Genomic DNA, 23,774 nt, shown 5'->3' with positions numbered 1-23,774 from the left:
CCGGACGCCACCGGACCCGTCCCACCGTCCCCGCCGGGAGGAAACACCCATGACCACCGCCATCACCCGGACCGTCAAGGTCCCAGCGGGCGAGGTCGCGCCCAACACCAAGCGCGGCGGCGACCTCCGCGTCACCCTCAGCCCCCGCACCGTCGGCTGCACCTCGGGCTTCGGCGGCGTGCTGACCCTGGAACCCGGTGACTTCGTCACCGAGCACTACCACCCGTACTCCGAGGAGTTCCTGCACGTCGTCGAGGGCGACCTGACGATGACGCTGGACGGCGAACCGATCGGGCTCACCGCCGGCGACTCGCTGCTGGTGCCCATCGGGGTACGGCACCGGCTGGTCAACACCGGCCAGAGCGCCGCGCGGTGCGCCTTCCACCTCTCGCCGCTGGCGCCGCGGCCGGAGCTCGGGCACGTGGACACCGAGGAGGCCCAGCGCCCCGGGGAGGCCAACCCGGACGTGAGCGGGGCGTCGTGAGACGACGGGCCGTCATCACCGGTATCGGCGCCGTGGTGCCGGGCGGGGTGGGCCGGGAGGCGTTCTGGGACCTGCTGTCCGAAGGGCGCACCGCCACCCGCCGCATCACCCTGTTCGACCCGGCCGCCTTCCGCTCGCAGGTCGCCGCCGAGGTCGACTTCGATCCGGCCGCCGCGGGCCTGGAACCGCGCCGGATACGCCGGATGGACCGCGCCGCGCAGTTCGCCGTGGTCTCCGCCCGCGAGGCGGTCCAGGACAGCGGACTGGACTTCGCGGCACTGCCGCCCGAGCGGCTGGCGGTGAGCATCGGCAGCGCCGTGGGCTGCACCATGGGGCTGGAGGAGGAGTACGTCGTGCTCAGCGACCGCGGCCGCAAGTGGCTGGTCGACCACGAGTACGGTGTACCGCACCTCTACGGCTACATGGTGCCCAGCACCCTGGCCGCCGAGGTCGCCTGGGAGGTCGGCGCCGAGGGGCCGGTCGCCCTGGTCTCGACCGGCTGCACCTCCGGCCTGGACTCCGTGGCGCACGCGGTCCAGCTGATCGAGGAGGGCAGCGCGGACGTGGCGGTGGCCGGCGCCACCGACGCCCCGCTGTCCCCCATCACCTCGGCGTGCTTCGACGCGATCAAGGCGACGTCTCCGAACAACGCCGACCCCGAGCACGCCTCCCGCCCCTTCGACCGGGACCGGGACGGCTTCGTGCTCGCCGAGGGGGCGGCCGTACTGGTGCTGGAGGAGCGGACGGCCGCCGAGCGGCGGGGCGCCCGGATCTACGGCGAGATCGCCGGCTTCGCGAGCCGCAGCAACGCCTATCACATGACCGGGCTCAAACCCGACGGGCGGGAGATGGCGGAGGCCGTCACGGTCGCCCTGGACCAGGCCCGGCTCGACCCCGGCGCCGTGGACTACGTCAACGCGCACGGGTCGGGCACCAAGCAGAACGACCGGCACGAGACGGCGGCGTTCAAGCGCAGCCTGGGGGCGCACGCCCACGACATCCCGGTGAGTTCCATCAAGTCCATGGTGGGCCATTCGCTGGGCGCGATCGGTTCGATCGAGGTGGCCGCCTGTGCGCTCGCCCTCGAACGGCAGGTCGTGCCGCCGACGGCCAACCTGCACCACGCGGACCCGGAGTGCGACCTGGACTACGTGCCGCTCACCGCGCGCAAGCACGCGATGGACGTGGTGCTGAGCGTCGGCAGCGGCTTCGGCGGTTTCCAGACCGCGATGCTGCTGGCGCGTCCGGGCAGCGCGGCCGCCGCGGCCGGAAGGACCGACACATGACCCTCACCCGGCCCGCCCGGGCCCCGGTGTTCACCGGTATCGGCGTCGTCGCCCCGACGGGCCTCGGCGTCGAGGACCACTGGGCGGCGACCCTGGCCGGCCGTTCGGCGATCGGCCGGACCACCCGCTTCGACGTGTCCGGTTACCCCGTACGCCTGTCCGGCCAGGTACCGGGCTTCGACGCGCGGACCGCCGTACGGCCCGGCCGGCTGATCTCCCAGACCGACCACTGGACGCATCTGGCGCTCGCCGCCGCCGAGGAAGCGCTCGGGGACGCGGGCGTCGACCCGGCCGCGCTGCCCGAGTACGAGATGGCCGTGGTGACCTCCTCGTCCTCGGGCGGCACGGAGTTCGGCCAGCGGGAGATGACGGCGCTGTACCGGCACGACCCGTCCTGGGTCGGCGCCTACCAGTCGATCGCCTGGTTCTACGCGGCCACCACCGGCCAGCTCTCCATCCGCCACGGGATGCGCGGCCCTTGCGGCGTCCTCGCCTGCGAACAGGCCGGCGGACTCGACGCCATCGCCCAGGCCCGGCGGCTGACCGGCCGGGGCGCGCGGCTGGTGCTCACCGGCGGCACGGACGCCTCGCTGTGCCCGTACGGCCTGAGCGCGCAGCTCTCCACCGGGAAGCTGTCCACGGCCACCGATCCGGAGCGGGCCTACCTGCCGTTCGACGCCGGGGCGTGCGGCTACGTGCCCGGCGAGGGCGGTGCCGTCCTCGTCCTGGAGAGCGCCGAGGCCGCCGAGGCGCGCGGGGCCGGGACGGAGTACGGGCGGGTGCTCGGCCACGCCGCCGGATTCGACCCGCCGCCCGGCTCGGGGCGCCCCCGCGCGCTGCGCCGGGTCGTCGAACAGGCCCTGCGCGCCGCCCGGCTCGCCCCGCGCGACATCGACGTGGTGTTCGCCGACGCGGCCGGGGTGCCCGCCGACGACCGTGCCGAGGCCGAGGCCGTCGCCGCCGTCTTCGGACCGTCGGCGGTACCGGTCACGGCGCCGAAGACGCTCACCGGCCGGCTCTACGGCGGCGGCGCGCCGCTCGACGTGGCGACGGCTCTGCTGGCACTGCGCGACGGGGTCGTCCCGCCCACCGTCGGCACCCGGCGCCCCGCCCCGGGACTGGAGATAGACCTGGTGACCGGAGCGCCACGGGAAGCGCCGCTGCGGCGGGCGCTGGTCCTGGCGCGCGGTCACGGGGGGTTCACCTCGGCCCTGGTACTGGGCCGCTGACCAGCACGACGACGTGAGGAGCACGCACCATGAGCGGACACACCGACAACGAGATCGTCATCGACGCCCCGATGGACCTGGTGTGGCGGATGACCAACGACGTGCCACAGTGGCCCGGCCTGTTCAGCGAGTACGCCGCCGCCGAGGTGCTGGAGCGGGACGGCGACACCGTGCTGTTCCGCCTGACGATGCACCCGGACGAGAACGGCCAGGTCTGGAGCTGGGTGTCCCGGCGGACGTCGGACGCCGAGAGCCGAACCGTGCGGGCCGAGCGGGTGGAGACCGGCCCGTTCGCGTACATGAAGATCTACTGGGAGTACGTCCAGGAGCCCGGCGGCGTACGGATGCGCTGGGTGCAGGACTTCCACATGAAGGACGCGGCCCCGGTCACCGACGAGCAGATGACCGAACGCCTCAACCGCAACACCACGGTCCAGATGGCCCTGATCAAGGAGAAGGTCGAGGCCGCCGCGCGCGCCCTCGTCCGCTGAGGGGCCCCACGTGCTGGCCCTGTTCGCTCCGCTGACGCTGCTGCTCAACGGGCTGGCGGCCGGCGTGCTGTTCGGCACCCAGCTCGGCGGCTTCCCCTATCTGGCCTCCCTGCCCGTCGACCGGTACGTGCACGCCCACGCGTTCTTCGGCACCCGTTACGACCCGGCGATGCCGCTCTGTCTGGTCGGCACGGTCGGCTGCGACACGGCGCTGGCGTTCCTGGCGCCGGAGCCTGCCGCGCGGGCGGCGTTCGCGGTGGCCGCCGTGCTGGCCGTGGCGACGGCCGTCATCTCGGTCACGCGCAACGCCCCGGTCAACCGGTGGATGCGCACCCTGGACCCGGACCGCCTGCCGGCCGACTTCGCCGACCCGCGCCGCAGTTGGGGCGCCTGGAACCGACGGCGCAGCCTGCTGGCCGTCGCCGCCCTCCTGGCGAACTGCGCCGGCCTGGGCGTGCTCCTCTGACCCCGCCCGCCCCCACCCCTTCCCCTCTCTGCTTCGCCCCGTCCCCTACGGAGGAATCATGGAACTCGCACTGCGCGGAAAGAAAGCTCTGGTCACCGGCGGCACCCGGGGCATCGGCCGGGGCATCGTCCTCGCCCTGGCCCGGGCCGGTGTCGATGTCGTCACCTGCTACCGCTCCGACAGCGACTTCGTCGGCTCCCTGGAGGCCGAACTGAAGACGATCGGCGGTGACCACCACGTCGTACGGGCCGACCTGACCCGGCCGTCCGACGTGGCCGAGCTGCTGCGGCAGGCCGGGGAGCGGTACGGCAGGCTCGACCTGCTCGTCAACAACGCCGGCGCCATCAGCCACGTCCCCTACGCCGACCTGCCGCTGGAGGAGTGGGAACGCATCCTCCGCACCAACATCACCGGCACCCACCTCGTCGTCCAGCACGCGCTGCCGCTGCTCGGCGAAGGCTCCTCCGTCGTCAGCATCGGCTCCCGGGCCGTGGACGCGGGCGTACCGCTGCGTGCCCACTACACCGCCACCAAGGCGGCCGTCGTGGGCTTGAACCGCTCGCTGGCCCGGGAGTTCGGTCCCCAGGGCATCCGGTTCAACGTGGTCGCCTGCGGGGTCATCGAGACCGAGAACTTCCACGCGCTGCCCGAGGAGCAGCGCACCCTGATGACCCAGCGCTACGGCGGGAAGACCGCCCTGGGCCGGCTCGGCACACCCGAGGAGGTCGCGGGCGCGGTGCTCTGGCTCGCCAGCGACCTGTCCCGCTACGTGACCGGCAACGTCATCGGCGTCGACGGGGGGATCTCCTGATGACCTTCCGTGTGATGCTCCGGATGGAGATCGAGCCGGGCCGCGAGGACGACTTCGAGCGGGTGTGGCGCGAGGGCAGCGACGCGGTGACCGGGCATCCGGCCAGTCTCGGCCAGTCGCTCGCCCGGGCCACTGCCGAGGAGGGCACCTACTACATCGTCAGCGACTGGCTGGACGAGACGCGGTTCCGGGAGTTCGAGGACAGCCCCGCGCACCTGGAGCACCGGGCCAAGCTCCACCCGTTCCGGCGCAGCGGCTCCTTCCACCCCATGGAGATGGTGGAGCACATCGAAGGCAGGGCGGTGGCGGGCCGTGCCCGGTGAGGCGCGGGTCATCGTCTACCAGGCCGCGTACGACGAGGCGCAGCTCGACGCGGTCCGGGCCGCCTATCACCAGGTCAGCGAGCGGATGGCGAAGGTGCCGGGGCTGCTCGGCAACGAGCTGCTGCGCAGCCCCGCGGACCCCACCGCGCTCGCGGTGATGAGCCGCTGGGAGTCCCTGGCCGCCTTCCTGGAGTGGGAGAAGGGCGCGGACCACCGCCAGGACACCGCGCCGCTGCGCCCGTTCCGCGACACCAGGACCGCCGCCCCGTTCGCCGTGTACGAGGTCGACGCCGCGTACTGAGGTACGCGCGCGCCGCCGCGTCGAAGGAGAGGAGTGCACATGGACCACCGGCAACTGGCGTTCATCGGCCTCGGAGCCATGGGCGGCGGGATGGCGCACCGGCTGCTGGAGAGCGGGTACGGGCTGACCGTCCACAACCGGACGGCCGGCAAGGCCGACCCGCTGCTGCGGGCCGGGGCGCGGGGCGCCGGCTCCCCCGGGGCCGCCGCCGCGGGGCACCGGGTCGTCCTGCTGAGCCTGAGCGACGAACAGGCCGTCGAGGAGGTGCTGTTCGGCCAGGTGGTACCGGTCCTGGAGCCCGGGGCGCTCGTCGTCGACACCTCGACCGTCTCGCCCGGCTTCGCCCGGGAGGCGGCCGGGCGGCTGGCGGACCGGGGCCTGCGGCGCGTCGAGGCGTGCGTGGTGGGCAATCCGCCGCAGGCCCGCCGGGGTGAGCTGCGGATCTTCGTGTCCGGGGCGGAGGCGGACCTGGCCGAGGTGCGGCCGGTGCTGGACGCGCTCGGCTCCCAGGTGGTGCACCTCGGCGCGCCGGGCACCGCGACCAGTCTCAAGATCGTGCTCAATCTGCTGCTCGGCGCCCAGGTCGCGTCGATGGCCGAGGCGGTCTCCTACGGGGTCGCGGCCGGTCTGGACCGGGAGCGGGTCCTCTCCACCATCGCGGAGTCCGGGTTCAGCTCCCTGGTCATGCGGTTCCGCGCGGACCTGATGCTGCGCGGCTCGTACGAGCCGGCGTACTTCCGCGCCGACCTGATGGAGAAGGACATCGGCATCGCCGTCCGGGCCGCCCGCGAGAGCGGGCTCGGGCTGCCGGTGCTGGACACCGTGCGGGAGCGGTTCGCGTCCGTGGTCGCCGCGGGCGACGGCGCCAAGGACGCCTCCGTCATCGTCGACCATTCCGTGTAGCCCGGCCCACCGCGTACGGCCCGGTGTCTCCCCCGGTGGAGGCCGCCGGGCCGTACGCGGCGGGCCGTTTCCGGCCCTCTCCCCTGCCCGAGCGGGGCCATGTCGTCACGAAGGGACAAAGACGAGTCATGCGCGTACTGTTCACGTCCTGGGCCTGGCCCTCGCACCTGTACGCCCTCGTGCCGCTGGCCTCGGCCTTCCGGGCCGCCGGGCACGAGGTGCTGGTCGCCGGGCCGCCCGCGCTGAAGCCGGAGACGGACCGCACCGGGCTGCCAAGCGCGGTGGTCGGCACGGACACCGACGCGGCCGGCCTGGTGCGGGGCTACGTCCTGCCGTCCGCGGCCGTCGGCCCGTCGGCTCCGCCCTCCGGCGGAGAGCCCCTGCCGGGCAACAACGCTCCGCGCGCCCTGCGGATGGTCGCGGCACTCGCCGCGTCGATGACCGACGGTCTGGTGGAGCTGGCCCGCGACTGGCGCGCGGACCTGGTGGTGTACGAGCCGACCGCGCTGGCCGGCCCGGTCGCCGCCGCGGCGGCCGGGGTGCCCGCGGTCCGGGTGCTGTACGGCACGGACCTGCTGGCACGCGCCCGCGCGCTGCTGCCGCAGGCCGTGGCGCCGTTCCTGGAGCGGTACGGCATCGAGGATTTCGACGCGCTCGGCACACTGACCGTCGACCCGTGCCCGGACGCCCTCCAACTCCCCGTCGCGTACCGGCGGATGCCGGTGCGGTACGTGCCGTACAACGGGTGTGGTGAGGTCCCCCGGCCGCCGCTGCCCGACACGCCGCCGGGAGTGCGCCGGGCCCTGGTGACCTGGGGGCACACCATGGCCCGCCTCGACGGCCGGCTCTTCCTCGGCGGCCAGGCAGCCGCGGCGCTGGCGGGGCCCGGTGTCGAGGTGGTGCTCGCGGTGTCGGCCCGGCAGCGGGACCTGCTCGGCCCGGAACTGCTCGACGGGTCGGCGGGGGTACGCGTGGTGACGGACGTCCCCCTGCACGCGTTGGTGCCCTCGGCCGACCTGGTGGTGGCCCACGGCGGGGCCGGCACGGTGCTCACCTCGTTGCGGGCGGGCGTGCCGCTGCTGCTGGTCCCGCAGTTGCCGGACCACAAGGGCCACGCCGGGCGGGTGGTGGCCGTAGGGGCGGGCCGGGCGCTCACCCGTGACGAGGCCACCACCGAACGCCTTCGCTCGGAGGCGTACGAGCTGCTGGACGACGACGCCGCGCAGGCCGCCGCGCGCCGCATGAGCGCCGGCATGCTCGCCCGCCCGACGCCGGCGCAGGTCGCGGCGGAACTGTCACGCACACTGCCGGTCCGCGCGGCGGGGAGCCGCTGAGGGGCCGGGCCAGATCCCACCGGCGCCGCACACGACGAGGGCCGCCCACCGGTTCGACGGTGGGCGGCCCTCGCGCCGGCTCAGAGCACGGCTTCCGCCAGGGACTCCAGGTGCCGCGGGTCGGCGGAGCACGGCATCAGGATCAGTTCGTCGCAGCCGAGGTCCGCGTAGCTCTGGGCGAGGTCCACCAGTTCCCGCCGGTCGGTGACGGCCATGGACGCGATGCGCTGGGCGAAGGGGCCCGCGAAGGCGTAGTAGTCGCCGAGGTACGCCTGGGCCAGCTCGCGCGCGCCGGGGCCGAGCGCGGCGTAGGCGAGCGACACCAGCCGCGGCCGGCCGGCGCGGCCCTCCTCCTTCCACGCCTCGCGGGCCCGTGCGACCAGGTCGCCGTACGCCGACGCGGAGCTGCCGCCGCAGAACCAGCCGTCGCCGAGGCGGGCGGCCCGCCGCATCGCCGCCGGCGAGTGGCCGCCGACCAGCAACTGCGGCTGCCCGGTGCTCAGTTCGGGTCCGATGCCGGACACCTCGCCCTTGCCCTGCCAGATGTCGCGCAACTCGGCGAGCTGGGCGTCCAGCCGGCGTCCGCGGTCGTGGTAGGTGGCGTCCACGGCCTGGAAGTCGTCCTCACGGCCGCCCGCGGCGACGCCCAGCACCAGCCGGCCGCCGGACAGCGCCGAGACGGTGGCCGCCTGCTTGGCCAGCAGCGCCGTCTGGGTGCGGTAGGGGGCGATGAGGATGCCGGTCGTCAGGCGTACGCGTTCGGTCACCGCGGCCGCGGCGGCCAGGGCCGTCAGCGGTTCGTAGTTGTCGTAGACGAGCCGGTCGATCACGCCGAGACTGGCGAATCCGGCGTCCTCGGCCCGGCGGGCCCAGGAGGCCAGCGCGGGGCCGTCCTTGTCCGGGACCGTCGTCGGCAGGCCCAACCCGAATTCCATACCTGATCAGCTCCTTGTGTGTGCGGTGGGGCACGGTGTGCCGGGCGGGGCGGGGTGTCGGCGCAGTCCGCCGTCCGCCGAGACCGCGGGCCCCGGCGCACCGGCCGCGGGCCCGGCCGGGTCCGGTGGGACCCGGGCGTGCGGCCACCTTGCAGGCGCCGTCTCAAATGCGCGTCCAGTTCCGGTGGACGGACTTTCCAGGGATTTCCGAGCCGCCGTCCGCACAGTGGGCCGACACACCGTGCGAGAGGAGCGTGCCGATGGGCCGGAACGGAATGCGGGTCCTGGTGGTCGGAGGGGGCGTCGGCGGTCTGTGCCTCGCGCAGGGCCTGCGCGGCGCCGGGGTGGACGTCACGGTCTTCGAACGGGACGGCGGCCCGGACGAACGGCGCCAGGGGTACCGGCTGCGGATCAGCCCGGAGGGCGAGGCGTCGCTGCGCGCCTGTCTGCCGCCGCCGTTGTGCGAACTGCTCGTGGCCACCGCGCACCGGCGCGGCGAGAGCGGCCTCGACGCGTACGACGAACACCTCACCCCTCAGTGGACGCCCGGCTTCGACGATCCGCGGGGCGAGCGGCCCGACAAGATCGACGCGGTGGACCGGGACGTGCTGCGCCGGATCCTGCTGGCCGGGCTGGAGCCGGTGGTCCGGTACGGCAGGACCTTCACGCGCTGCGAACGGCTGCCGGGCGGCGGGGTGCGGGCCCACTTCGCCGACGGCAGCAGCGCCGAGGGGGACGTCCTGGTGGCGGCGGACGGGGCCAACTCGCAGGTGCGGACGCAGCTGCTGCCCGGCCGCCGGCCGGCCGACCTGGGCGTACGGACGGTGTTCTCGCGCATCACGCGCGCGGACGCGGTGCGCGCGGGGCTGCCGGAGCCGCTGCGGGACCGTTTCAGCTATGTGATCGGCACGGACGGCAGCCATCTCGGGCTGATGCCGATGTCGTTCCGGGACGGGGTGCGCGGGACGGCGGCCCGGCTCTGCCCGGGGCTGACGCTGCCGGATACCGGGGACTACTACATGGCGGTGCTGAACGTGCACCGGGCGGACCTGGGGATGCCGGACGCGGAGTTCTTCTCCCTGGACGGGCCCGGCCTGTGCCGCTTCGCGGCCGCCCGGACCGCGGCCTGGCACCCGGGGCTGCGCGGCGTCTTCCGGCACGCCCGGCCGGAGCTCACCTTCGGCGTGGCCCTGCGGGCGCACACGCCCGTGCTGCCCTGGGAGACCGGCCCGGTCGTCCCGCTGGGGGACGCGGTGCACACGATGCCGCCTTCGGGCGGGGTCGGCGCCAACACCGCGGTGCGGGACGCCGCGGCGCTGACGGAGGCGCTGACCGCGGTGGACCGGGGCGAGCGCGGCCTCGCGGACGCGGTGGCGGCCTATCAGAAGGCCATGGTGGAGTACGCGACCGAGGGCGTGGAGATGTCGTTGCGCATCGCGCGCTGGTCGATCAAGAAGGTGGACGTCGGCGGGTGAACGGCCGGGGGTCCGGGGCCGGTCACCCGGCCCCGGACCCCCGCGTGCGGGAGGCGCGGCCCGCAGGACACCGCCCCGGCCGCGGCGGCGCGCCGTCGGCTCGCCCGGCTGCCCCGGCCGGGGGAAGTCCGGGGCAGCCTGGTGGGCCGACGGCGCGGGCGGCGCGGGTCAGCGTCCGCCGGCGGTGTGGACGACCTCGCCGTTGACGTTGCCGTTGCCGTCCGAGCCCAGGAAGACGATGAGGCGCGCGACCTCCTCCGCGGTGGTCAGCCGCCCGCTGGGGGTCTCCCCGGCGCTCTTCTCGATGACCGCCGGGTCCACGCCGGCGAGCTGTTCGGTGATCGTGCCGCCGGGGGCCACCACGTTGACGAGGATGCCGTCGTGGTTCCACATCAGGCCGCGGGCGAAGCCGTGCAGCGCCGACTTGGCGGCGCTGTAGATCTCGGAGCCCGGCATGCCCGCGGTCGCGGTGACCGAGGAGAGCAGCACGACCCGCCCCCAGCCACGCTCGCGCATGCCGCGCAGCGCCTGCCGGACGGTGAGGATGTGCCCCTCGACGTTGGCGCGCATCTTGCCGAACCACTCGTCGGTCGGCAGGTCCTCCAGCGGCGGCTGCTGGTCGGGATCGACCCACACCCATGTCTGGGCGTTGGCGACGACCACGTCGATCCCGCCCCAGCGGTCCTCGGCGGCCCGGACGCCGGCGGTCACGGACTCCGGGTCGCCGAGGTCCAGGCGGACGGCGTGGGCGCGCTCGGCGCCGCCCAGCTCCTCCACCACGGCCTTCGCGGCGGACTCGCCGGTGTGGTACGTGACGATCACCCGGGCGCCCTCGGCGGCGAAGGCCTTCGCGGCGGCCCTGCCGATGCCGCGCGTCGCGCCGGTCACCAGCACCCGCTTGTCCTGCAAGCCCAGATCCATCGTTCGCCTCTCTGCCTGAATACGGTCGTGCCGACGTGGTGCGGTGCCGTGGCTGCACGGCGGGAGCCGGGCGCGTGCGGCCGCCCACCGGGCGTGACGCCTCGTCATGCGGCGTACCGCGGAGCCCGGTTCAGGGACTCGCGGGCGCCCCGGCCGATTTAGCTTGGCAGCCGAGTAGCTAGATTGTCAAGATACTTGGGCGCGGGGCCGCTGGACAGGTCCGGGGACCGTTCGTAGCCGGGTCCGGGAGACCGTTCATGCGAAGCCGGGCCCGCCCGCTCAGAGCCAGGCCGTGCTGACGTGCTCGTCCCGGATCACGTACACCTCCCGGTCCAGCACGGAGTTGAGGATCGTGGCGGCCCGCACCGCCAGCAGGCTCAGGTTGGGGTCGGCTATGCCGTGCCCGGTCCGGCTGCGGTTCTGCACGTAGAGCCGGTTGTGCTCGGCGTACTTCCACCGCACCGAGTAGTCGGCCTCCAGCACCGGCTGGCCCGCCTCGTCCAGCTCCGCCAGCGCGAGCAGTTCCGGGGCGAGCGGCAGGTCCGCCGCCTCCCGGCCGGTGGCGAGCACCACCAGGGGCGCCGCGTGCCGTTCCCGGCCGCCCCAGTCCCGTTCGCACCACAGGACGAGCTGGCCGTCACGCTCGCAGGCCCGCACCACGTCGCGCCCGGGCAGCAGCATGACCGGGTAGCGCCCCTCGCGCAGGTACATCTCGTAGTTGAGCTGGTAGATCTGCTGGATCGTGCTCAGGGAGATACCGTCGCTGGTCAGCTGCTGCTCGGCCACGTACCGCTGCCGTACCTCCGCGGGCAGGCCGTGGAAGAACCGCAGGTAGGTGGGCCGGAAGAAGTCGTTGGCCGAGGGCGAGTCGTCCATCGGCGCGAACCAGTTGCGCCGGCCGATCCACCGGATGTCCCGGAAGCCGTGCTGGATCAGTTCCAGCACGGACTCGGCACCGGTCTGCCCGCCGCCGACGACCACGGCCGGCTGGTACGGCAGTACGGCGGCGCCGCGCAGCCGGGCGTGCAGCCGCTCGGCCAGGACGAGCCCGTCGGCGGCGATGCCCTCGAAGCAGGCCGGGACGCGCGGGCGGGTGCCCAGACCGAGGACGACGTGGTCCGCGGTGGCCACCGGGCCGTCCGGGCCGTGCAGCACGAACCGCCCGGCGGTCCCGGTCCCGGTGTGGCCGATGCGCTCGACGGGGCTGCCGTACCGGACCGTGCCCAGTTCACCGGCCGCCCAGGCGAGGTAGCGGGCGAACTCCAGCCGCGGGATCTCCTCGTACTGGGCGTTGATGAAGGAGTACATGCGCCCGCCGGCCACCAGGTAGTTCAGGAACGACAGCCGGTTGGTCGGGTCGACCAGGGTCACCAGGTCCTTGAGCCAGGACGTCTGCAGGCGGGTGCCCTCGCTGAGCTGGCCGGGGTGCCAGGCCGCCGAGGACCGCCGTTCGTAGAGCCGGACCCCGCCGGGGACCTCCCGCTCGCCGAGCGCGGCGAGACTCAGGTTGGCCGGGCCGGCCCCGATGCCGGCCACCGTGTGATGGGGCAGCCGGGCGCCGGACCGGTCCCCCGGCACTGCGACGGGCTGCTGGCGCTGCTCGCTCATCATTCTCCTCCCGGCCACGGGTGCGCAGGTTTCCGACGGGCCGTCGTCGGTACGGTCCAGGGTCCGCAGCACGGATCGGGCGGCGGTCGAGAGCGGGCGGAGCGCGGGGGCCGGGCCACCGCCCGCGCCCCGCGGGAGCCGGAACGCCGGAGCCGCCGCCCCACGGCGGCCGGGCGGCGGCTCCGGCGCGCTCAGGCACCCTTGCGGCAGATCACCAGGGTGTCGTAGTCGCTCAGCGGGGTGACCTCGGTGCTCACGAAGCCGGCCTGTTCGGCGGCCGCCGTGATCTCGGAGGCCTGGTACTCCTCGCCGCCGTCGGTGACCAGCAGCATGTCCAGGCTGATGACGAGGTTCTCGATGTGGGCAGGCTCGTCCTCCAGCATCCGGTCGTAGATCAGCAGGGTGCCGCCCGGGTTGACCGCCTCGTACGCCTTGCCGACCAGGAAGGCCCGCTGCTCCCGGTCCCAGTCGTGCAGGACGTGGCCCAGCAGGACGACGTCCGCGTGCGGCAGCGGGTCCTCGAAGAAGCTGCCGCCGGTGAACGCGACCCGGCCGGTCAGGCCGCGCTCGGCCACCTTCTCGTCGAACAGCGGCGCCATCGCGGGCAGGTCGAAGACGTGCCCGGTCAGGTGCGGGTGCGCCTGGACGATCAGGGAGCACAGGTTGCCGCGGGCGCCGCCCACGTCCAGCACCGAACCGTGGCCGGACCAGTCGTACTTCTGCGCCAGCTCCGGCCCCACCACGTTGGTCAGCCCGTCCATCATGCCGACGAACTGCCGCAGCACGGCGGGGTTCCGGGTCACCTGCCCGAAGTCGCTGCCGGACTGCTGCTCGCCGGTGCGCAGCCCTTCCGCGAGCCGGCCCCAGGCCGGGTAGAGGTTGCGGTTGGAGCGCTCCAGGAACCCGCCGACGTACCCCGGCGCGCCCTGGACGAGAAAAGCGTCCGAGCCCGGCGCGTTGCGGTACCGGCCGTCGGCGCGCTCCAGCACGCCCAGCGCGGTCAGCAGGTCGAGGAAGTCGGACAGCCCCCGGCCGTGCAGGCCGAGCGCGGTACGGATCTCCTCCTGCGTCGAGGGTCCCTTCTCGTGGAGCGTGCTGAACAGCCGCAGCTCGACGGCGGTCAGCAGCGCCTTGGCGTCGCAGAACATGTTGCCCAACCGGATGATTCCGGCGGGGGTGGTGACATCGGGCAGGGTGTGCGTCATGCGCGAGGCTCCTTCCGGCACCGACCGTGGCCTGGTGCCACACGGTCGGCGGGACCTTCCCAGCCGCGGGTCGAGCACCCCTTGAGAAACCGCCGGGCGTACGGAGGGCCGTCCTCCAGCACTGCTTGAGGACGCGCCAGTACTCCTCGAAGGGCGCCCCGCGGCCGGACGGCCGGCGGGTTCCCGGTTGTCGGCAGGGCCTGGAAGCGGTCCGGGTCCGGCCCAGTCCACGCAGAGGGGACATGCATGTCTGACCTGAGAATCCCGGTGCTCATCGTCGGTGGGGGCCCGGTCGGGCTCGCCACCGCGCTGTTCTGCGGCCGGCACGGGCTGCGGACGATGGTGCTGGAGAAGCGCGACGACACCTCCACGCTGCCCCGCGCCCCGGGCTTGCAGGCACGCACCATGGAACTGTTCCGGGCGGCCGGGCTGGGGCCGGACATCCGGGCCCTGGAGATGGGCGACTCCCACCCGTACTTCGAGGGCGGCATCATCAAGGTGCGCACCTTCGCGGAGATCGACGACGCGGAGGTGCTGGAGGTGCCGTCCCTGGACGGCCCCACGGTCAGCCCCGAGCGGGTGATGGGCTGCGGCCAGGACCGCTACGAGAAGGTGCTGGTCGCCAAGGCCCGGGAGCACGGCGCCGACGTGCGTTTCGGCTGCCGGCTGATCTCCTTCGAGCAGGACGCCGAGGGGGTGACCGCCGTCGTCGGCGAGAACGCGACCGGCGAGGAGTTCACCGTACGGGCGGACTACCTGGTGGGGGCGGACGGCGCGAGCAGCCGCACCCGGGAGGCCCTCGGAGTGCGGCGCGAAGGACGCGGCACCGTGTTCAACGCGCTCAGTGTCTACTTCCGCGCCCCGGAACTGGAACGCCTGCTCAAGGACCGCAAGTTCATCCTGTGCTACGCCTCCGCGGGCGGCGGGCTGATGGGCCTGTCCCGGCTGCACGGCTGCGACCCGTGGCTGGCCGCGCCGCTGTACTTCCCCGAGAAGGGCGAGTCGCCGGACGACTTCACCGACGAGCGGTGCGTGGAGATCGTACGGCAGGCGGCGGGCCGGGACATCGACGTGGAGATCATGGACAAGGTGCCCTGGCGCGGGGCGCAGCTCGTCTCGGAGACGTTCCGGGCGGGCCGGGTCTTCCTGGCGGGCGACGCCGCGCACGTCCACCCGCCGGCCGGCGGGTTCGGCGCCAACACCGGCATCCACGACGCCCACAACCTGGCCTGGAAGCTGGCCGCGGTGCTCAAGGGCTGGGGCACCGACGCGCTGCTGGACACCTACGACGCCGAACGGCGCCCGCTGGGCACCGCCATGTCCGAACAGGCGCTGGTGCGCAACCGGATCCGGCACGGGTACGCCACCGAGGCGGACCGGACCGGCTTCGTGGACGACGTGATCATCACCCTGGGCTACCGTTACCGCTCCGCCTCCGTCCTGGCCGCCGACCCGGACGCCCGGGTCCTCAGCCCCGAACTCCGGCTCACCGGCGAACCCGGCACCCGGGCCCCGCACGTGCGGCTGCGGCGCGGCACCGAGGAGATCTCCACGATCGACCTGTTCTGGGACTCGTACGTGCTGCTCACCGGCCCCGGGGGCGGGGCCTGGGCCCGGGCCGCCGAACCGGTCGCCAGGAAGCTCGGCGTCCCGCTGCGCACCTGGTCCGTCGGCGACCGGGCGGAGCTGCGGCCGGTCGACCGCGACTGGGCCGAGGCGTACGGGGTGGGACCGGGCGGCGCCGTCCTGGTCCGCCCGGACGCCTTCGTCTCCTGGCGCGCCGAGCGGGTGACAGGCGATCCGCAGGAAGTGCTGACCGACGTGCTGTCCCGGGCCGCCTGCCAGGACTGACGTCGGCCGGCCGGTCACGCGGAACGGGAAGGCCGTTCGCGGCGGACGGAACGGCCGTACGCGGAGTGCCGGTCGGCCGTACGCGGTCTCCCGACCGGCCACGGCGCCGCCCCCGGTCCGCCGGGGGCGGCGCCGTCCTTCGCGCGCGGCGCGGCGGCACACGGAGGCCGGCCGCCCTGCGAGCCGTCTCCGATCCATCTTCGAGCCCCCACCCCCACGCTCGTCCGCATGGAGCGCGACACCACCGACCGGCACCCGCCGGTACGGACCGAACTCGCCCGGGTCGTACGCGACACCGCCCGGCGCCTGACCGACCACCCCTTCTACCGGGGCCTGGCCGACGGAACCCTGCCGGAAGCCGCACTGGCGCACTTCCTCCAGCAGGACCACTGGCACGTCCTGCCCGCCTACGCCGCCGCGCACGCCCGCTGTGCCGCGGTGGCCGCCGGACACCCCCACGCCCTGCTGTTCAGCCGGATGGGCACCGGCACCGCCGAGGACGCCGAACGGCGTCGGGAGCGGGTACGGCGGTGGGGCGAGGACCTCCGGCTGCCGCTCGCGGACGGCACCCCCGCGCTGCTGCCCACCACGCTCGGCTACACCTCCTTCCTGGGCGCCGCCCCGGCCCGTTCCCTGACCGCGGGGGCCGGCGCGGTCCTGCCCGCCGCCTGGCTGTTCCTGCTCGTCACCGACGAACTGCTGACCCGGTGCGCACCGGGCTCCCGCTACGCCACGGTGATCGAGGAGTGGCACCCCGGCGACACCTACCGCGGGCTGGTGGACGTGTTCCTGGGCGCCGTGGAGGAGATCGCCGCGGACAGCGCGCCGGCCGGCCGCCGCGAACTCGTCACCTCCGCACGGCACGCCGCCTACTTCGAGTGGGCCCACGTGGACGCGGCCTGGCGGCAGGAGGCCTGGCCGTTCTGACCCGTCGCACCGGCAGCGCACCGACGGCCGGCGACATCCCGAGATCCGACCGACGACACAGTCGACAGTGAGGAGAGCTCCACATGTGCGGCATTACCGGTTGGGTGGACTACGCCCGTGATCTCCGTCGCGAGAAGGCGACGGTCGAGGCCATGAACAACACCCTCGGCCTCCGGGGCCCCGACGCCCGCGGTGTGTGGGTCGGCCCGCACGCGGGGCTGGGCCACACCCGCAACTCGATCATCGACCTGGCCGGCGGCATCCAGCCGATGGCCGCCGAGGAGGACGGCCGGACCCTCGCCGTCCTCACGTACAGCGGTGAGGTCTACAACTTCAAGCAGCTCCGCTCGGAGCTGGAGTCGCGTGGCCACCGCTTCCGCACCCGGTCCGACACCGAGGTGGTGCTGCGCTCGTACCTGGAGTGGGGCGCGGACTGCGCGGAGCGCCTGGAGGGCATGTTCGCCTTCGGGGTGTGGGACCTGCGGACCGAGGAACTGCTGCTGGTCCGCGACCGGCTGGGCATCAAGCCGCTGTTCTACAGCGTCCGGCCGGACGGTGTGCTCTTCGGCTCGGAGCCCAAGGCCCTGCTGGCACACCCCGACATCGAGCCGGTCGTCGGCGTACCGGAGCTGCAGGAGCTGTTCTCCACCGCCAAGACCCCGGGCCAGGCCGTCTTCCGCGACATGCGGGAGCTGCTGCCGGGCCACACCATGACGGTGAGCCGCTCCGGCGTCCGCGAGCGCCGCTACTGGGCCCTGGAGGCCCGCCCGCACACGGACGGCCTCGACGCGACGGTGGGGCACATCCGCTCCCTGCTGGAGGAGATCGTCACCCGCGAGCTGGTGGCCGACGTCCCGCTGTGCACCACGCTGTCCGGCGGCATCGACTCCAGCGTGGTCACCTCCCTGGCCGCCAAGGCCCGCGAGGAGGCGGGCGACGAGGCGGTGCGCACCATCACCGCCACCTTCGTCGGCTACAGCGAGAACTTCCGCCCGGACGACCAGCGCGACACCCCGGACGCCCCGTACGCCGCCGAACTGGCCCGGCACGTCGGCGCCGACCACACCGACATCGTGCTCGGCACCGCCGACCTCATCAGCACCCGGGCCCGCGAGGCGGCGGTGCTGGCGCAGGACATGCCGACGATGCTCGGCGACATGGACACCTCGCTGTACCTGATGCTGCGCGCCACCCGCGAGCACTCGACGGTGGCCCTGACCGGCGAGACCGCCGACGAGATCTTCGGCGGCTTCAAGTGGCTGCACGACAGCGAGCTGGTGGCGGCCGACAACTTCCCGTGGATCGAGGCGGAGAAGCGCCAGGAAGGCAGCCGTGGCGGCGGTCTGGGGCGCGGTCTGTTCGGCCGCGGACTGCTGGACAAGCTGGACATGCCCGGCTACTACGCGGACGCCTTCGCGCAGACGCGTGCCCTGACCCCGCACCAGGAGAACGAGGACCCGCACGAGCACCGGATGCGGGAGCTGTGCTTCTCCCACCTCAACCGCTGGCTGCCGATGCTGCTGGACCGCGGTGACCGGCTGGCCATGGCCTCCAGCCTGGAGACCCGGGTGCCGTTCTGCGATCACCGGCTGGTGGAGTACGTCTACAACACGCCCTGGTCGTTCAAGACCTTCGACGGCCGGGAGAAGAGCCTGCTGCGCGCCGCCGCCGGCGGTGGCCTGGTGCCCAAGTCGGTGCTGGAGCGCCCGAAGAGCCCGTACCCGGTGACCCAGGACCCCGCGTACACGCGCGCGCTGCACGACGCGATGGCCGCGGTCCTGGCCGACCCCAACTCGCCCGTACTGCCGCTGCTGGACGTCGAGGCGGCACGCAAGGCGGTGGCGGACCAGTCCCCCACCGCCCACGAGTGGCACAGCCGGTCCAACCTGGAGATGGCCCTCGGGTTCGACTTCTGGCTGCGGCACTACGGCATCACGCTCGACCTGTAACGACCGCGGAACGCCGTCGGGCCGCTCAGACCTGGAGGTAGGTGCGCAGCTCCCACTCCGACACCTGACGGTGGTAGGTGTCGAACTCGGCACGCTTCTGGTCCGCGTAGTAGTCGGCGTAGAAGCCGTCCGGCGTCTTGCCCAGGCCGTCACGCAGCACGTCGTCCTCGGCCAGGGCCTCCGCCGCGTGCAGCAGGGTGGGCGGCAGCGGACGCAGCCGCCGGGTGCCCGTCCCCGTCGCCTCCAGGTCCGCGTCGAGCGGACCACCGGGGTCGGCGCCGCGCGCCATGCCGTCCGCGCCGGCGGCCGCGAGCCCGGCGAGCGCCAGGTAGGGGTTGGCGGCGGAGTCCACGCAGCGCACCTCGATCCGGTCCGAGTCCGGCACCCGGACCAGGTGCGTGCGGTTGTTGCCCCCGTAACTGGCGTACCCCGGCGCCCAGCTGGACCCGGACAGCGTCGCGGCGCCCGCCCCGAGCCGCTTGTAGGAGTTGACCGTCGGGCAGGTCAGCGCCATCAGCCCGGGTGCGTGGTCGAGCACGCCGGCGATGAATCCGTACGCCCGCCGTGACAGGCCCAGGCCGTGCGGGTCGTCCGGGCCCTCGAAGACGTTGCGGCCGTCCTGCCACAGCGACAGGTGCAGGTGCAGTCCGCTGCCGGTGAGGCCGCCGAACGGCTTGGGCATGAAAGTGGCGACCAGCCCGGCCCGGTGCGCGGCGAGCCGGACCAGGTGGCGGAAGACCACGACGCGGTCGGCGGTGCGCAGCGCCTCCGCGTAGCCGAAGTTGTGCTCGAACTGGCCGTTGGCGTCCTCGTGGTCGTTGGAGTAGTTCTCCCAGCCCATGGCGTCGACGGCGCGGCTGATCGTGGTCAGGTGGTCCAGCGACCGGCTGGCCGCGTGCGCGTCGTAGCAGGGCCCGGCGGTGTCGTCCAGCTCGTCCGCCACCCGGATGCCGCCGTCCTCGGTACGGCGCACCAGGAAGTACTCGGGCTCGGCGCCCGCCTTCAGTTCGAGCCGCTGTTCGGCGAGCTGGGCGAGCTGCCTGCGCAGGATGCCGCGGGGCGCGTACGGCCAGGGCTCGCCCCGTACGTACAGATCGCACTGGAGGATGCCGAGGTTCTCCTGGATCGGCACCCGGACGTAGGAGGTGGGGTCGGGAATCGCCACGACGTCCGGATCGGCCGAGCTCTGTCCCAGGCCGTCGGCGGCGTTCCCGGCGAAGCCCAGCCCCTCGCCGAGCAATCGGTCGAGGGTGTGCGCGGGCGCCAGCTTGGCGCAGGTCTTCCCGCGCAGGTTGACGAACATGACCAGCAGGAACTCCACCCCGTCCCGGGCCACCGCCTGGGCCAGCTCGGCACCGTTCGCCGGTGGTGTGTGCGCCGTCATCGTGTCCTCCCCTTCGAGCGTGCACGTGTGGTCTGCCCGACAGGGTGAACAGGGGGGCTTGAGAGCGGCTAGGGCGCTCCGGATACCGCGGCGTCCCGACGCCCTGTGCGGGGGCCTGGCGCGGCGGACCGGCTCGGGCAACGATGCCTGACGCGTCAGGACGCGGCACTCCCCCCTCAAGGCCCGCTCTAGCGCCGTGGCACACGGTGGGTCCGGTACGACATGTCGGGAATCCGGTGAACCGAGAAGAGGTACGGATGGACCACAAGGCACTGAACAGCGGGCTGGCCGCGCGGCCGGGGAACGCGCTGGAGCAGGTGCTGGGCACCCTGCCCCGCGAGGAGGCGGACGCGGTGCGCGGCTGGCTGCCGGGGGCCGGGGGCGGCGCGGAGCCGCTGGCGCTGCTGCGGTCGCTGGCGGCCTCGGGCGGGGACCTGGAGCGGCCCGACGCGTCCACGCCCCGGGCGATCCGCCGGGTGGGCGTCATCGGCGGCGGGACGGCGGGGTACCTCGCGGCGCTCGCGCTGAAGGCCAAGCGGCCGTGGCTGGACGTGACGCTCGTGGAGTCGCGGCACATCCCGATCATCGGGGTCGGCGAGGCCACCGTGACGTACATGACGCTCTTCCTCCACCACTACCTCGGGATCGACGCCGAGGAGCTGTACCGCCGTGTGCGCCCCACCTGGAAGCTGGGCATCAGGTTCGACTGGGGGCCGCACCCGGACGGCTTCATGGGGCCGTTCGACTGGTCCAGCGACTCGGTGGGCCTGCAGGGCGCGCTCCGGACGTCCGGCAGCATCAACGGTTCCACCCTGGGCTCCGCGCTGATGACGGCCGACAAGGCAGCGGTGTACCGCCAGGGCGACGCGCCGCTGTCGCTGATGAAGTACCTGCCGTTCGCCTACCACCTCGACAACGCCCTGCTCGTGTCGTACCTGACGGAACTCGCCGAGCGCCGCGGCGTCCACCACGTCGAGGCGACGGTGGCCGACGTGGAACTCAGCGGCCCCGAGTGGGTCGAGAAGCTGCGGACCGCCGACGGGCGCGACCTGTCGTTCGACCTGTACGTGGACTGCACCGGTTTCCGTTCGCAGTTGCTCGGCCGGGCCTTCGAGACGCCGTACATCCCGTTCTCCAGCACCCTGTTCACCGACTCGGCCGTCACCGGCAACGTCCCCCACGGCGGGAAGATCCGGCCCTACACCCAGGCCACCACGATGAACGCCGGCTGGTGCTGGCGCATCCCGACGCGGGACAGCGACCACCGCGGTTATGTGTTCTCCTCGGCGGCGATCTCCGACGACGAGGCCGCCGGGGAGCTCGCGGCCCGCTTCCCCGGCATCTCCGACCCGCACTTCGTACGGTTCCGCAGCGGGCGGCACGCGAAGGCCTGGCGCGGCAACGTGATGGCCATCGGCAATGCGTACGGCTTCGTGGAACCGCTGGAGTCGACCGGGCTGTTGATGATCGGCGTCGAGGTGCAGACGCTGGTCTCGTGTCTGCCGGCGTCCTGGGAGGGCCCGCAGGTACGGGAGACCGTCAACGCCGCGCTGGGGCAGCAGTGGGACGCGATCCGGTGGCTGCTGGGCCTGCACTACCGGTTCAACACCCGGCTGGACACGAAGTTCTGGCAGGAGTGCCGCGCCTCCGCCGACGTGTCCGGTTTCCAGCCGCTGCTCGACGTCTACGCGGGCGGGGCGCCGCTGACCCGCCGCAACGCCTTCGTGCAGGACATGCTGAACCGGGTGGCGCCGTCCTTCTTCGGGCTGTTCGGCATCGACTACCTGCTGCTGGGCCAGCAGGTGCCCGCGCGGATCCTGCCCATGGACGAGCCGCTGTCGGCGTGGCAGACGCGCAAGCGGGCCGCGGACGCCCTGGTGCGTACGGCGCTGCCCACGCGGGAGGCGCTGGAGGCGTTCGACGCCTGTCCGGAGCTGAACCGCCAGCTGCTGGAGGACGACGACAGCTGGGCCGGCCGGGAGATCGCGCGGCGGATGGGGATGCGGTGACGTCCCGCCCGCGGCGCCCGGCCGCCGCGGGCCGGGCGGGCGCTGACGGCAGCCGACGGTGACGACCGTCACCGAACGTAAGTACCCTGCTACCACATCAATTCGAAAATCCACAAGAGGAGTCCAGGCCTTCTCTAGTCCCGCTCATGCGGACCCGACCACGATGCGGCGCACACCCATGCCGACGACGGCCGTCCGCGTGGGCGGAATGGAGGAGATGTGCGTAAATGGTTCGCCATCGGGCCGGTCGCGACCGCACTGGCCGGCGCGCTGGCCCTGGGTCCCGCGCCAGGGCCGGCCGCCGCGGCACCGTCCGGCGCCACAGTCGGCGCCACGACCCACACCAAGGCCGGCACCACCTATTTCGTCGACTGCGCCGGCGGCGACGACAACGCCAACGGCACCACGGAGAGCACCGCCTGGCGGTCCCTGGCCCGGGCCAACAAGGTGAAGTTCGCGCCGGGTGACTCGCTCCGGCTGCGCGCCGGGACGACCTGCCAGGGCACCCTCGCCCCCAAGGGGTCGGGCACCGCGCAGGCACCGGTGTCCGTGGAGCCCTACGGCAAGGGCGTCGCCCCCGTCGTCGACGGGGGCGGGGCATCCGCCGCCGTCCTGCTGGAGAACGTCGAGTACTACCAGATACGGAAGATCACCGTCACCAACACCGGCGCGACACCGGCCCAGCGCGCGGGTATCCGGGTGCTGCTGCGGGACTACGGCATCGGCCACCACTACGTGATCGACAACGTCACCGTCCGCGACGTCAACGGCACCGACCACCGCTATCCCCACCCCAGCGGCGGCATCCTCTTCGAGGCGGCCGGCTCCTCGGTACCGACCGGCTTCTCCGGGATCGCGGTGACCGACACCACGGTCGACCACGTGGACCGGACCGGCATCGGCATCACCTCCGACTGGCAGAAGCGCCCGGAGAACCCCAAGGGCCCCGGTACCGAGTTCGTCCCCAACGAGGGCATCGTCATCAGCCGCAACACCGTGAAGGACGTCGGCGGTGACGGCATCCTCCTGTTCAACGGGAACCGGGCCCGGGTGACCGAGAACACGGTCGACGGATTCAACATGCGCTCCACCGATTACAACATCGGCGCGTACTCCTGGAATTCGAACCGTACCGTCATCGAACACAACACCGTGCGGCACGGGAAGGCCCCGGGCATGGCCTTCGCCGTGGAAGGGGGAAACGTCGGTACCACCTACCAGTACAACTACTCGCAGGACAACGGCGGTGGTTTCCTCTACTTCTGCCAGGACGACGGGGAAATAGCCAAGGACGGAGTCGTCCGCTACAACATCAGCCAGAACGACGCCGCCGACGCCCAGGGACTCGGCCTGCTCAATTCCTTCTGCACGGGCGTGTCCAATCTGCAGATCTACCAGAACACCTTCTACGCGCCGAACGCGGGCAGCCTCGTGGAAGTCGCCCGGCCGAACGACTTCACCCTGCAGAACAACGTGTTCGTGGGCGCGAAGGACAGCTCGACCGTGAACGACCGCTACGGCACCTACCGGTACAACCTCTTCGACCGGGTCACGGCGCTCCCGCCGAACGGCGAGCACAACCTCGCCGGCGACCCGCTGCTGACGGCGCCCGGCACCGCGACCTCCGTGTCCGACGCCAACGGCTACCGGCTCAGGACCGGCTCACCGGCCCTGAAGGCGGGCGACCGCGTCACCGGTGACGGCGGGAAGGACTTCTACGGCAATCCCGTGCCGGCCGTCCCGCACATCGGCGCCTACCAGAAGGCTCCGCAGTAGGCGGATGCCTGCCCGGGGCCCGCACCAGGGCTCCGCGTCAGGTCCGTGAACGGCCCGTCCCGCGGGGCGGCGGGCGGTTCCCCGGGGTGCCCCGTGGCGTCGGCGG

21 protein-coding genes are annotated in these 23,774 nt (G+C 73.3%); 16 read left to right on the top strand and 5 right to left on the bottom strand.

What is annotated here, in order from left to right:
• Positions 1–49: 49 nt before the first annotated feature.
• From JXZ78_RS31010 to JXZ78_RS30965, 10 genes are all read left to right on the top strand, one after another.
• Entirely contained in the window at positions 50–484 is a 435-nt protein-coding gene (locus tag JXZ78_RS31010) for a cupin domain-containing protein (protein ID WP_030019030.1), read from the top strand.
• Positions 481–1,770 (top strand): beta-ketoacyl-[acyl-carrier-protein] synthase family protein, encoded by a 1,290-nt coding sequence (locus JXZ78_RS31005; RefSeq protein WP_030019029.1) that lies wholly within the window; start codon positions 481–483, stop codon positions 1,768–1,770. The genes JXZ78_RS31010 and JXZ78_RS31005 overlap by 4 nt, the downstream gene beginning before the upstream one ends.
• Entirely contained in the window at positions 1,767–2,999 is a 1,233-nt protein-coding gene (locus JXZ78_RS31000) for a ketosynthase chain-length factor (RefSeq protein WP_030019028.1), read from the top strand. The genes JXZ78_RS31005 and JXZ78_RS31000 overlap by 4 nt, the downstream gene beginning before the upstream one ends.
• Positions 3,000–3,028: 29 nt before the next feature.
• Positions 3,029–3,490, top strand: coding sequence for an SRPBCC family protein (locus tag JXZ78_RS30995; protein WP_030019027.1), 462 nt, complete (start codon positions 3,029–3,031; stop codon positions 3,488–3,490).
• 10 nt (positions 3,491–3,500) lie between these two features.
• Positions 3,501–3,956 carry an anthrone oxygenase family protein gene (locus JXZ78_RS30990; protein ID WP_030019026.1) on the top strand — a complete coding sequence of 152 codons (456 nt, stop codon included), beginning with the start codon at positions 3,501–3,503 and terminating at the stop codon, positions 3,954–3,956.
• 58 nt (positions 3,957–4,014) lie between these two features.
• The gene (locus JXZ78_RS30985) at positions 4,015–4,767 is read left to right on the top strand and encodes an SDR family NAD(P)-dependent oxidoreductase (protein WP_030019025.1); all 753 of its coding nucleotides are present in this window, start codon (positions 4,015–4,017) and stop codon (positions 4,765–4,767) included.
• The gene (locus JXZ78_RS30980) at positions 4,767–5,090 is read left to right on the top strand and encodes an antibiotic biosynthesis monooxygenase family protein (RefSeq protein ID WP_030019024.1); all 324 of its coding nucleotides are present in this window, start codon (positions 4,767–4,769) and stop codon (positions 5,088–5,090) included. Before JXZ78_RS30985 ends, JXZ78_RS30980 begins: the two co-directional genes overlap by 1 nt.
• On the top strand, positions 5,080–5,391 hold the full coding sequence (locus JXZ78_RS30975; protein ID WP_030019023.1) for an antibiotic biosynthesis monooxygenase family protein: 312 nt from the start codon (positions 5,080–5,082) through the stop codon (positions 5,389–5,391). The genes JXZ78_RS30980 and JXZ78_RS30975 overlap by 11 nt, the downstream gene beginning before the upstream one ends.
• Before the next feature lie 39 nt (positions 5,392–5,430).
• A complete protein-coding gene (locus JXZ78_RS30970; RefSeq protein WP_030019022.1) occupies positions 5,431–6,294 on the top strand; it encodes an NAD(P)-dependent oxidoreductase in 864 nt (287 codons plus the stop codon).
• A 128-nt stretch (positions 6,295–6,422) separates the two neighbouring features.
• On the top strand, positions 6,423–7,628 hold the full coding sequence (locus JXZ78_RS30965) for a nucleotide disphospho-sugar-binding domain-containing protein (protein WP_030019021.1): 1,206 nt from the start codon (positions 6,423–6,425) through the stop codon (positions 7,626–7,628).
• An 80-nt stretch (positions 7,629–7,708) separates the two neighbouring features.
• Here the strand turns inward: JXZ78_RS30965 and JXZ78_RS30960 are convergent, their stop codons facing one another.
• Positions 7,709–8,563, bottom strand: a complete 855-nt coding sequence (locus tag JXZ78_RS30960; RefSeq protein ID WP_030019020.1) for an LLM class flavin-dependent oxidoreductase — start codon at positions 8,561–8,563, stop codon at positions 7,709–7,711.
• A 260-nt stretch (positions 8,564–8,823) separates the two neighbouring features.
• Here JXZ78_RS30960 and JXZ78_RS30955 point away from each other — a divergent pair, with 260 nt between their 5' ends.
• Positions 8,824–10,038, top strand: a complete 1,215-nt coding sequence (locus JXZ78_RS30955; protein ID WP_030019019.1) for an FAD-dependent oxidoreductase — start codon at positions 8,824–8,826, stop codon at positions 10,036–10,038.
• Between the two features lie 168 nt (positions 10,039–10,206).
• Here the strand turns inward: JXZ78_RS30955 and JXZ78_RS30950 are convergent, their stop codons facing one another.
• The 3 genes from JXZ78_RS30950 to JXZ78_RS30940 all read right to left on the bottom strand — a co-directional run bounded on the left by JXZ78_RS30950 (position 10,207) and on the right by JXZ78_RS30940 (position 13,772).
• On the bottom strand, positions 10,207–10,959 hold the full coding sequence (locus JXZ78_RS30950) for an SDR family NAD(P)-dependent oxidoreductase (protein WP_030019018.1): 753 nt from the start codon (positions 10,957–10,959) through the stop codon (positions 10,207–10,209).
• Between the two features lie 279 nt (positions 10,960–11,238).
• Positions 11,239–12,567, bottom strand: coding sequence for a lysine N(6)-hydroxylase/L-ornithine N(5)-oxygenase family protein (locus tag JXZ78_RS30945; protein WP_050502255.1), 1,329 nt, complete (start codon positions 12,565–12,567; stop codon positions 11,239–11,241).
• Between the two features lie 191 nt (positions 12,568–12,758).
• Positions 12,759–13,772: a methyltransferase gene (locus JXZ78_RS30940; protein WP_030019016.1), complete on the bottom strand. Its 1,014-nt coding sequence runs from the start codon at positions 13,770–13,772 to the stop codon at positions 12,759–12,761.
• A 246-nt stretch (positions 13,773–14,018) separates the two neighbouring features.
• On the opposite strand from JXZ78_RS30940, the gene JXZ78_RS30935 reads away from it, so the two are divergent.
• The 3 genes from JXZ78_RS30935 to asnB all read left to right on the top strand — a co-directional run bounded on the left by JXZ78_RS30935 (position 14,019) and on the right by asnB (position 18,499).
• Positions 14,019–15,623: an FAD-dependent monooxygenase gene (locus JXZ78_RS30935; RefSeq protein ID WP_030019015.1), complete on the top strand. Its 1,605-nt coding sequence runs from the start codon at positions 14,019–14,021 to the stop codon at positions 15,621–15,623.
• 228 nt (positions 15,624–15,851) lie between these two features.
• On the top strand, positions 15,852–16,550 hold the full coding sequence (locus JXZ78_RS30930) for a thiaminase II/PqqC family protein (RefSeq protein ID WP_050502254.1): 699 nt from the start codon (positions 15,852–15,854) through the stop codon (positions 16,548–16,550).
• Positions 16,551–16,633: 83 nt separating this feature from the next.
• On the top strand, positions 16,634–18,499 hold the full coding sequence (gene asnB, locus JXZ78_RS30925; RefSeq protein ID WP_030019013.1) for an asparagine synthase (glutamine-hydrolyzing): 1,866 nt from the start codon (positions 16,634–16,636) through the stop codon (positions 18,497–18,499).
• 25 nt (positions 18,500–18,524) lie between these two features.
• Here the strand turns inward: asnB and glnT are convergent, their stop codons facing one another.
• Positions 18,525–19,883, bottom strand: coding sequence for a type III glutamate--ammonia ligase (glnT, locus tag JXZ78_RS30920; protein ID WP_030019012.1), 1,359 nt, complete (start codon positions 19,881–19,883; stop codon positions 18,525–18,527).
• Positions 19,884–20,140: 257 nt separating this feature from the next.
• On the opposite strand from glnT, the gene JXZ78_RS30915 reads away from it, so the two are divergent.
• Entirely contained in the window at positions 20,141–21,892 is a 1,752-nt protein-coding gene (locus JXZ78_RS30915) for a tryptophan halogenase family protein (RefSeq protein ID WP_050502253.1), read from the top strand.
• Positions 21,893–22,111: 219 nt separating this feature from the next.
• Positions 22,112–23,668, top strand: a complete 1,557-nt coding sequence (locus tag JXZ78_RS30910; RefSeq protein ID WP_030019010.1) for a right-handed parallel beta-helix repeat-containing protein — start codon at positions 22,112–22,114, stop codon at positions 23,666–23,668.
• Positions 23,669–23,774 lie beyond the last annotated feature (106 nt).

The sequence above is a fragment of the Streptomyces monomycini genome (genome assembly GCF_022271435.1).
Classification (GTDB): Bacteria; Actinomycetota; Actinomycetes; order Streptomycetales; family Streptomycetaceae; genus Streptomyces; species Streptomyces monomycini.
The sequence above is the reverse complement of the archived record's forward strand: the minus strand, read 5'-3'. Positions and strand labels throughout refer to the sequence as shown.

Coding starts and splice junctions, on each gene's coding strand:
- JXZ78_RS31010 (WP_030019030.1), top strand. CDS start 50: ATGACCACCGCCATCACCCGGACCGTCAAGGTCCCAGCGGGCGAGGTC.
- JXZ78_RS31000 (WP_030019028.1), top strand. CDS start 1,767: ATGACCCTCACCCGGCCCGCCCGGGCCCCGGTGTTCACCGGTATCGGC.
- JXZ78_RS30995 (WP_030019027.1), top strand. CDS start 3,029: ATGAGCGGACACACCGACAACGAGATCGTCATCGACGCCCCGATGGAC.
- JXZ78_RS30985 (WP_030019025.1), top strand. CDS start 4,015: ATGGAACTCGCACTGCGCGGAAAGAAAGCTCTGGTCACCGGCGGCACC.
- JXZ78_RS30980 (WP_030019024.1), top strand. CDS start 4,767: ATGACCTTCCGTGTGATGCTCCGGATGGAGATCGAGCCGGGCCGCGAG.
- JXZ78_RS30970 (WP_030019022.1), top strand. CDS start 5,431: ATGGACCACCGGCAACTGGCGTTCATCGGCCTCGGAGCCATGGGCGGC.
- JXZ78_RS30965 (WP_030019021.1), top strand. CDS start 6,423: ATGCGCGTACTGTTCACGTCCTGGGCCTGGCCCTCGCACCTGTACGCC.
- JXZ78_RS30960 (WP_030019020.1), bottom strand. CDS start 8,563: ATGGAATTCGGGTTGGGCCTGCCGACGACGGTCCCGGACAAGGACGGC.
- JXZ78_RS30955 (WP_030019019.1), top strand. CDS start 8,824: ATGGGCCGGAACGGAATGCGGGTCCTGGTGGTCGGAGGGGGCGTCGGC.
- JXZ78_RS30950 (WP_030019018.1), bottom strand. CDS start 10,959: ATGGATCTGGGCTTGCAGGACAAGCGGGTGCTGGTGACCGGCGCGACG.
- JXZ78_RS30945 (WP_050502255.1), bottom strand. CDS start 12,567: ATGAGCGAGCAGCGCCAGCAGCCCGTCGCAGTGCCGGGGGACCGGTCC.
- JXZ78_RS30940 (WP_030019016.1), bottom strand. CDS start 13,772: ATGACGCACACCCTGCCCGATGTCACCACCCCCGCCGGAATCATCCGG.
- JXZ78_RS30935 (WP_030019015.1), top strand. CDS start 14,019: ATGTCTGACCTGAGAATCCCGGTGCTCATCGTCGGTGGGGGCCCGGTC.
- JXZ78_RS30930 (WP_050502254.1), top strand. CDS start 15,852: ATGGAGCGCGACACCACCGACCGGCACCCGCCGGTACGGACCGAACTC.
- asnB (WP_030019013.1), top strand. CDS start 16,634: ATGTGCGGCATTACCGGTTGGGTGGACTACGCCCGTGATCTCCGTCGC.
- glnT (WP_030019012.1), bottom strand. CDS start 19,883: ATGACGGCGCACACACCACCGGCGAACGGTGCCGAGCTGGCCCAGGCG.
- JXZ78_RS30915 (WP_050502253.1), top strand. CDS start 20,141: ATGGACCACAAGGCACTGAACAGCGGGCTGGCCGCGCGGCCGGGGAAC.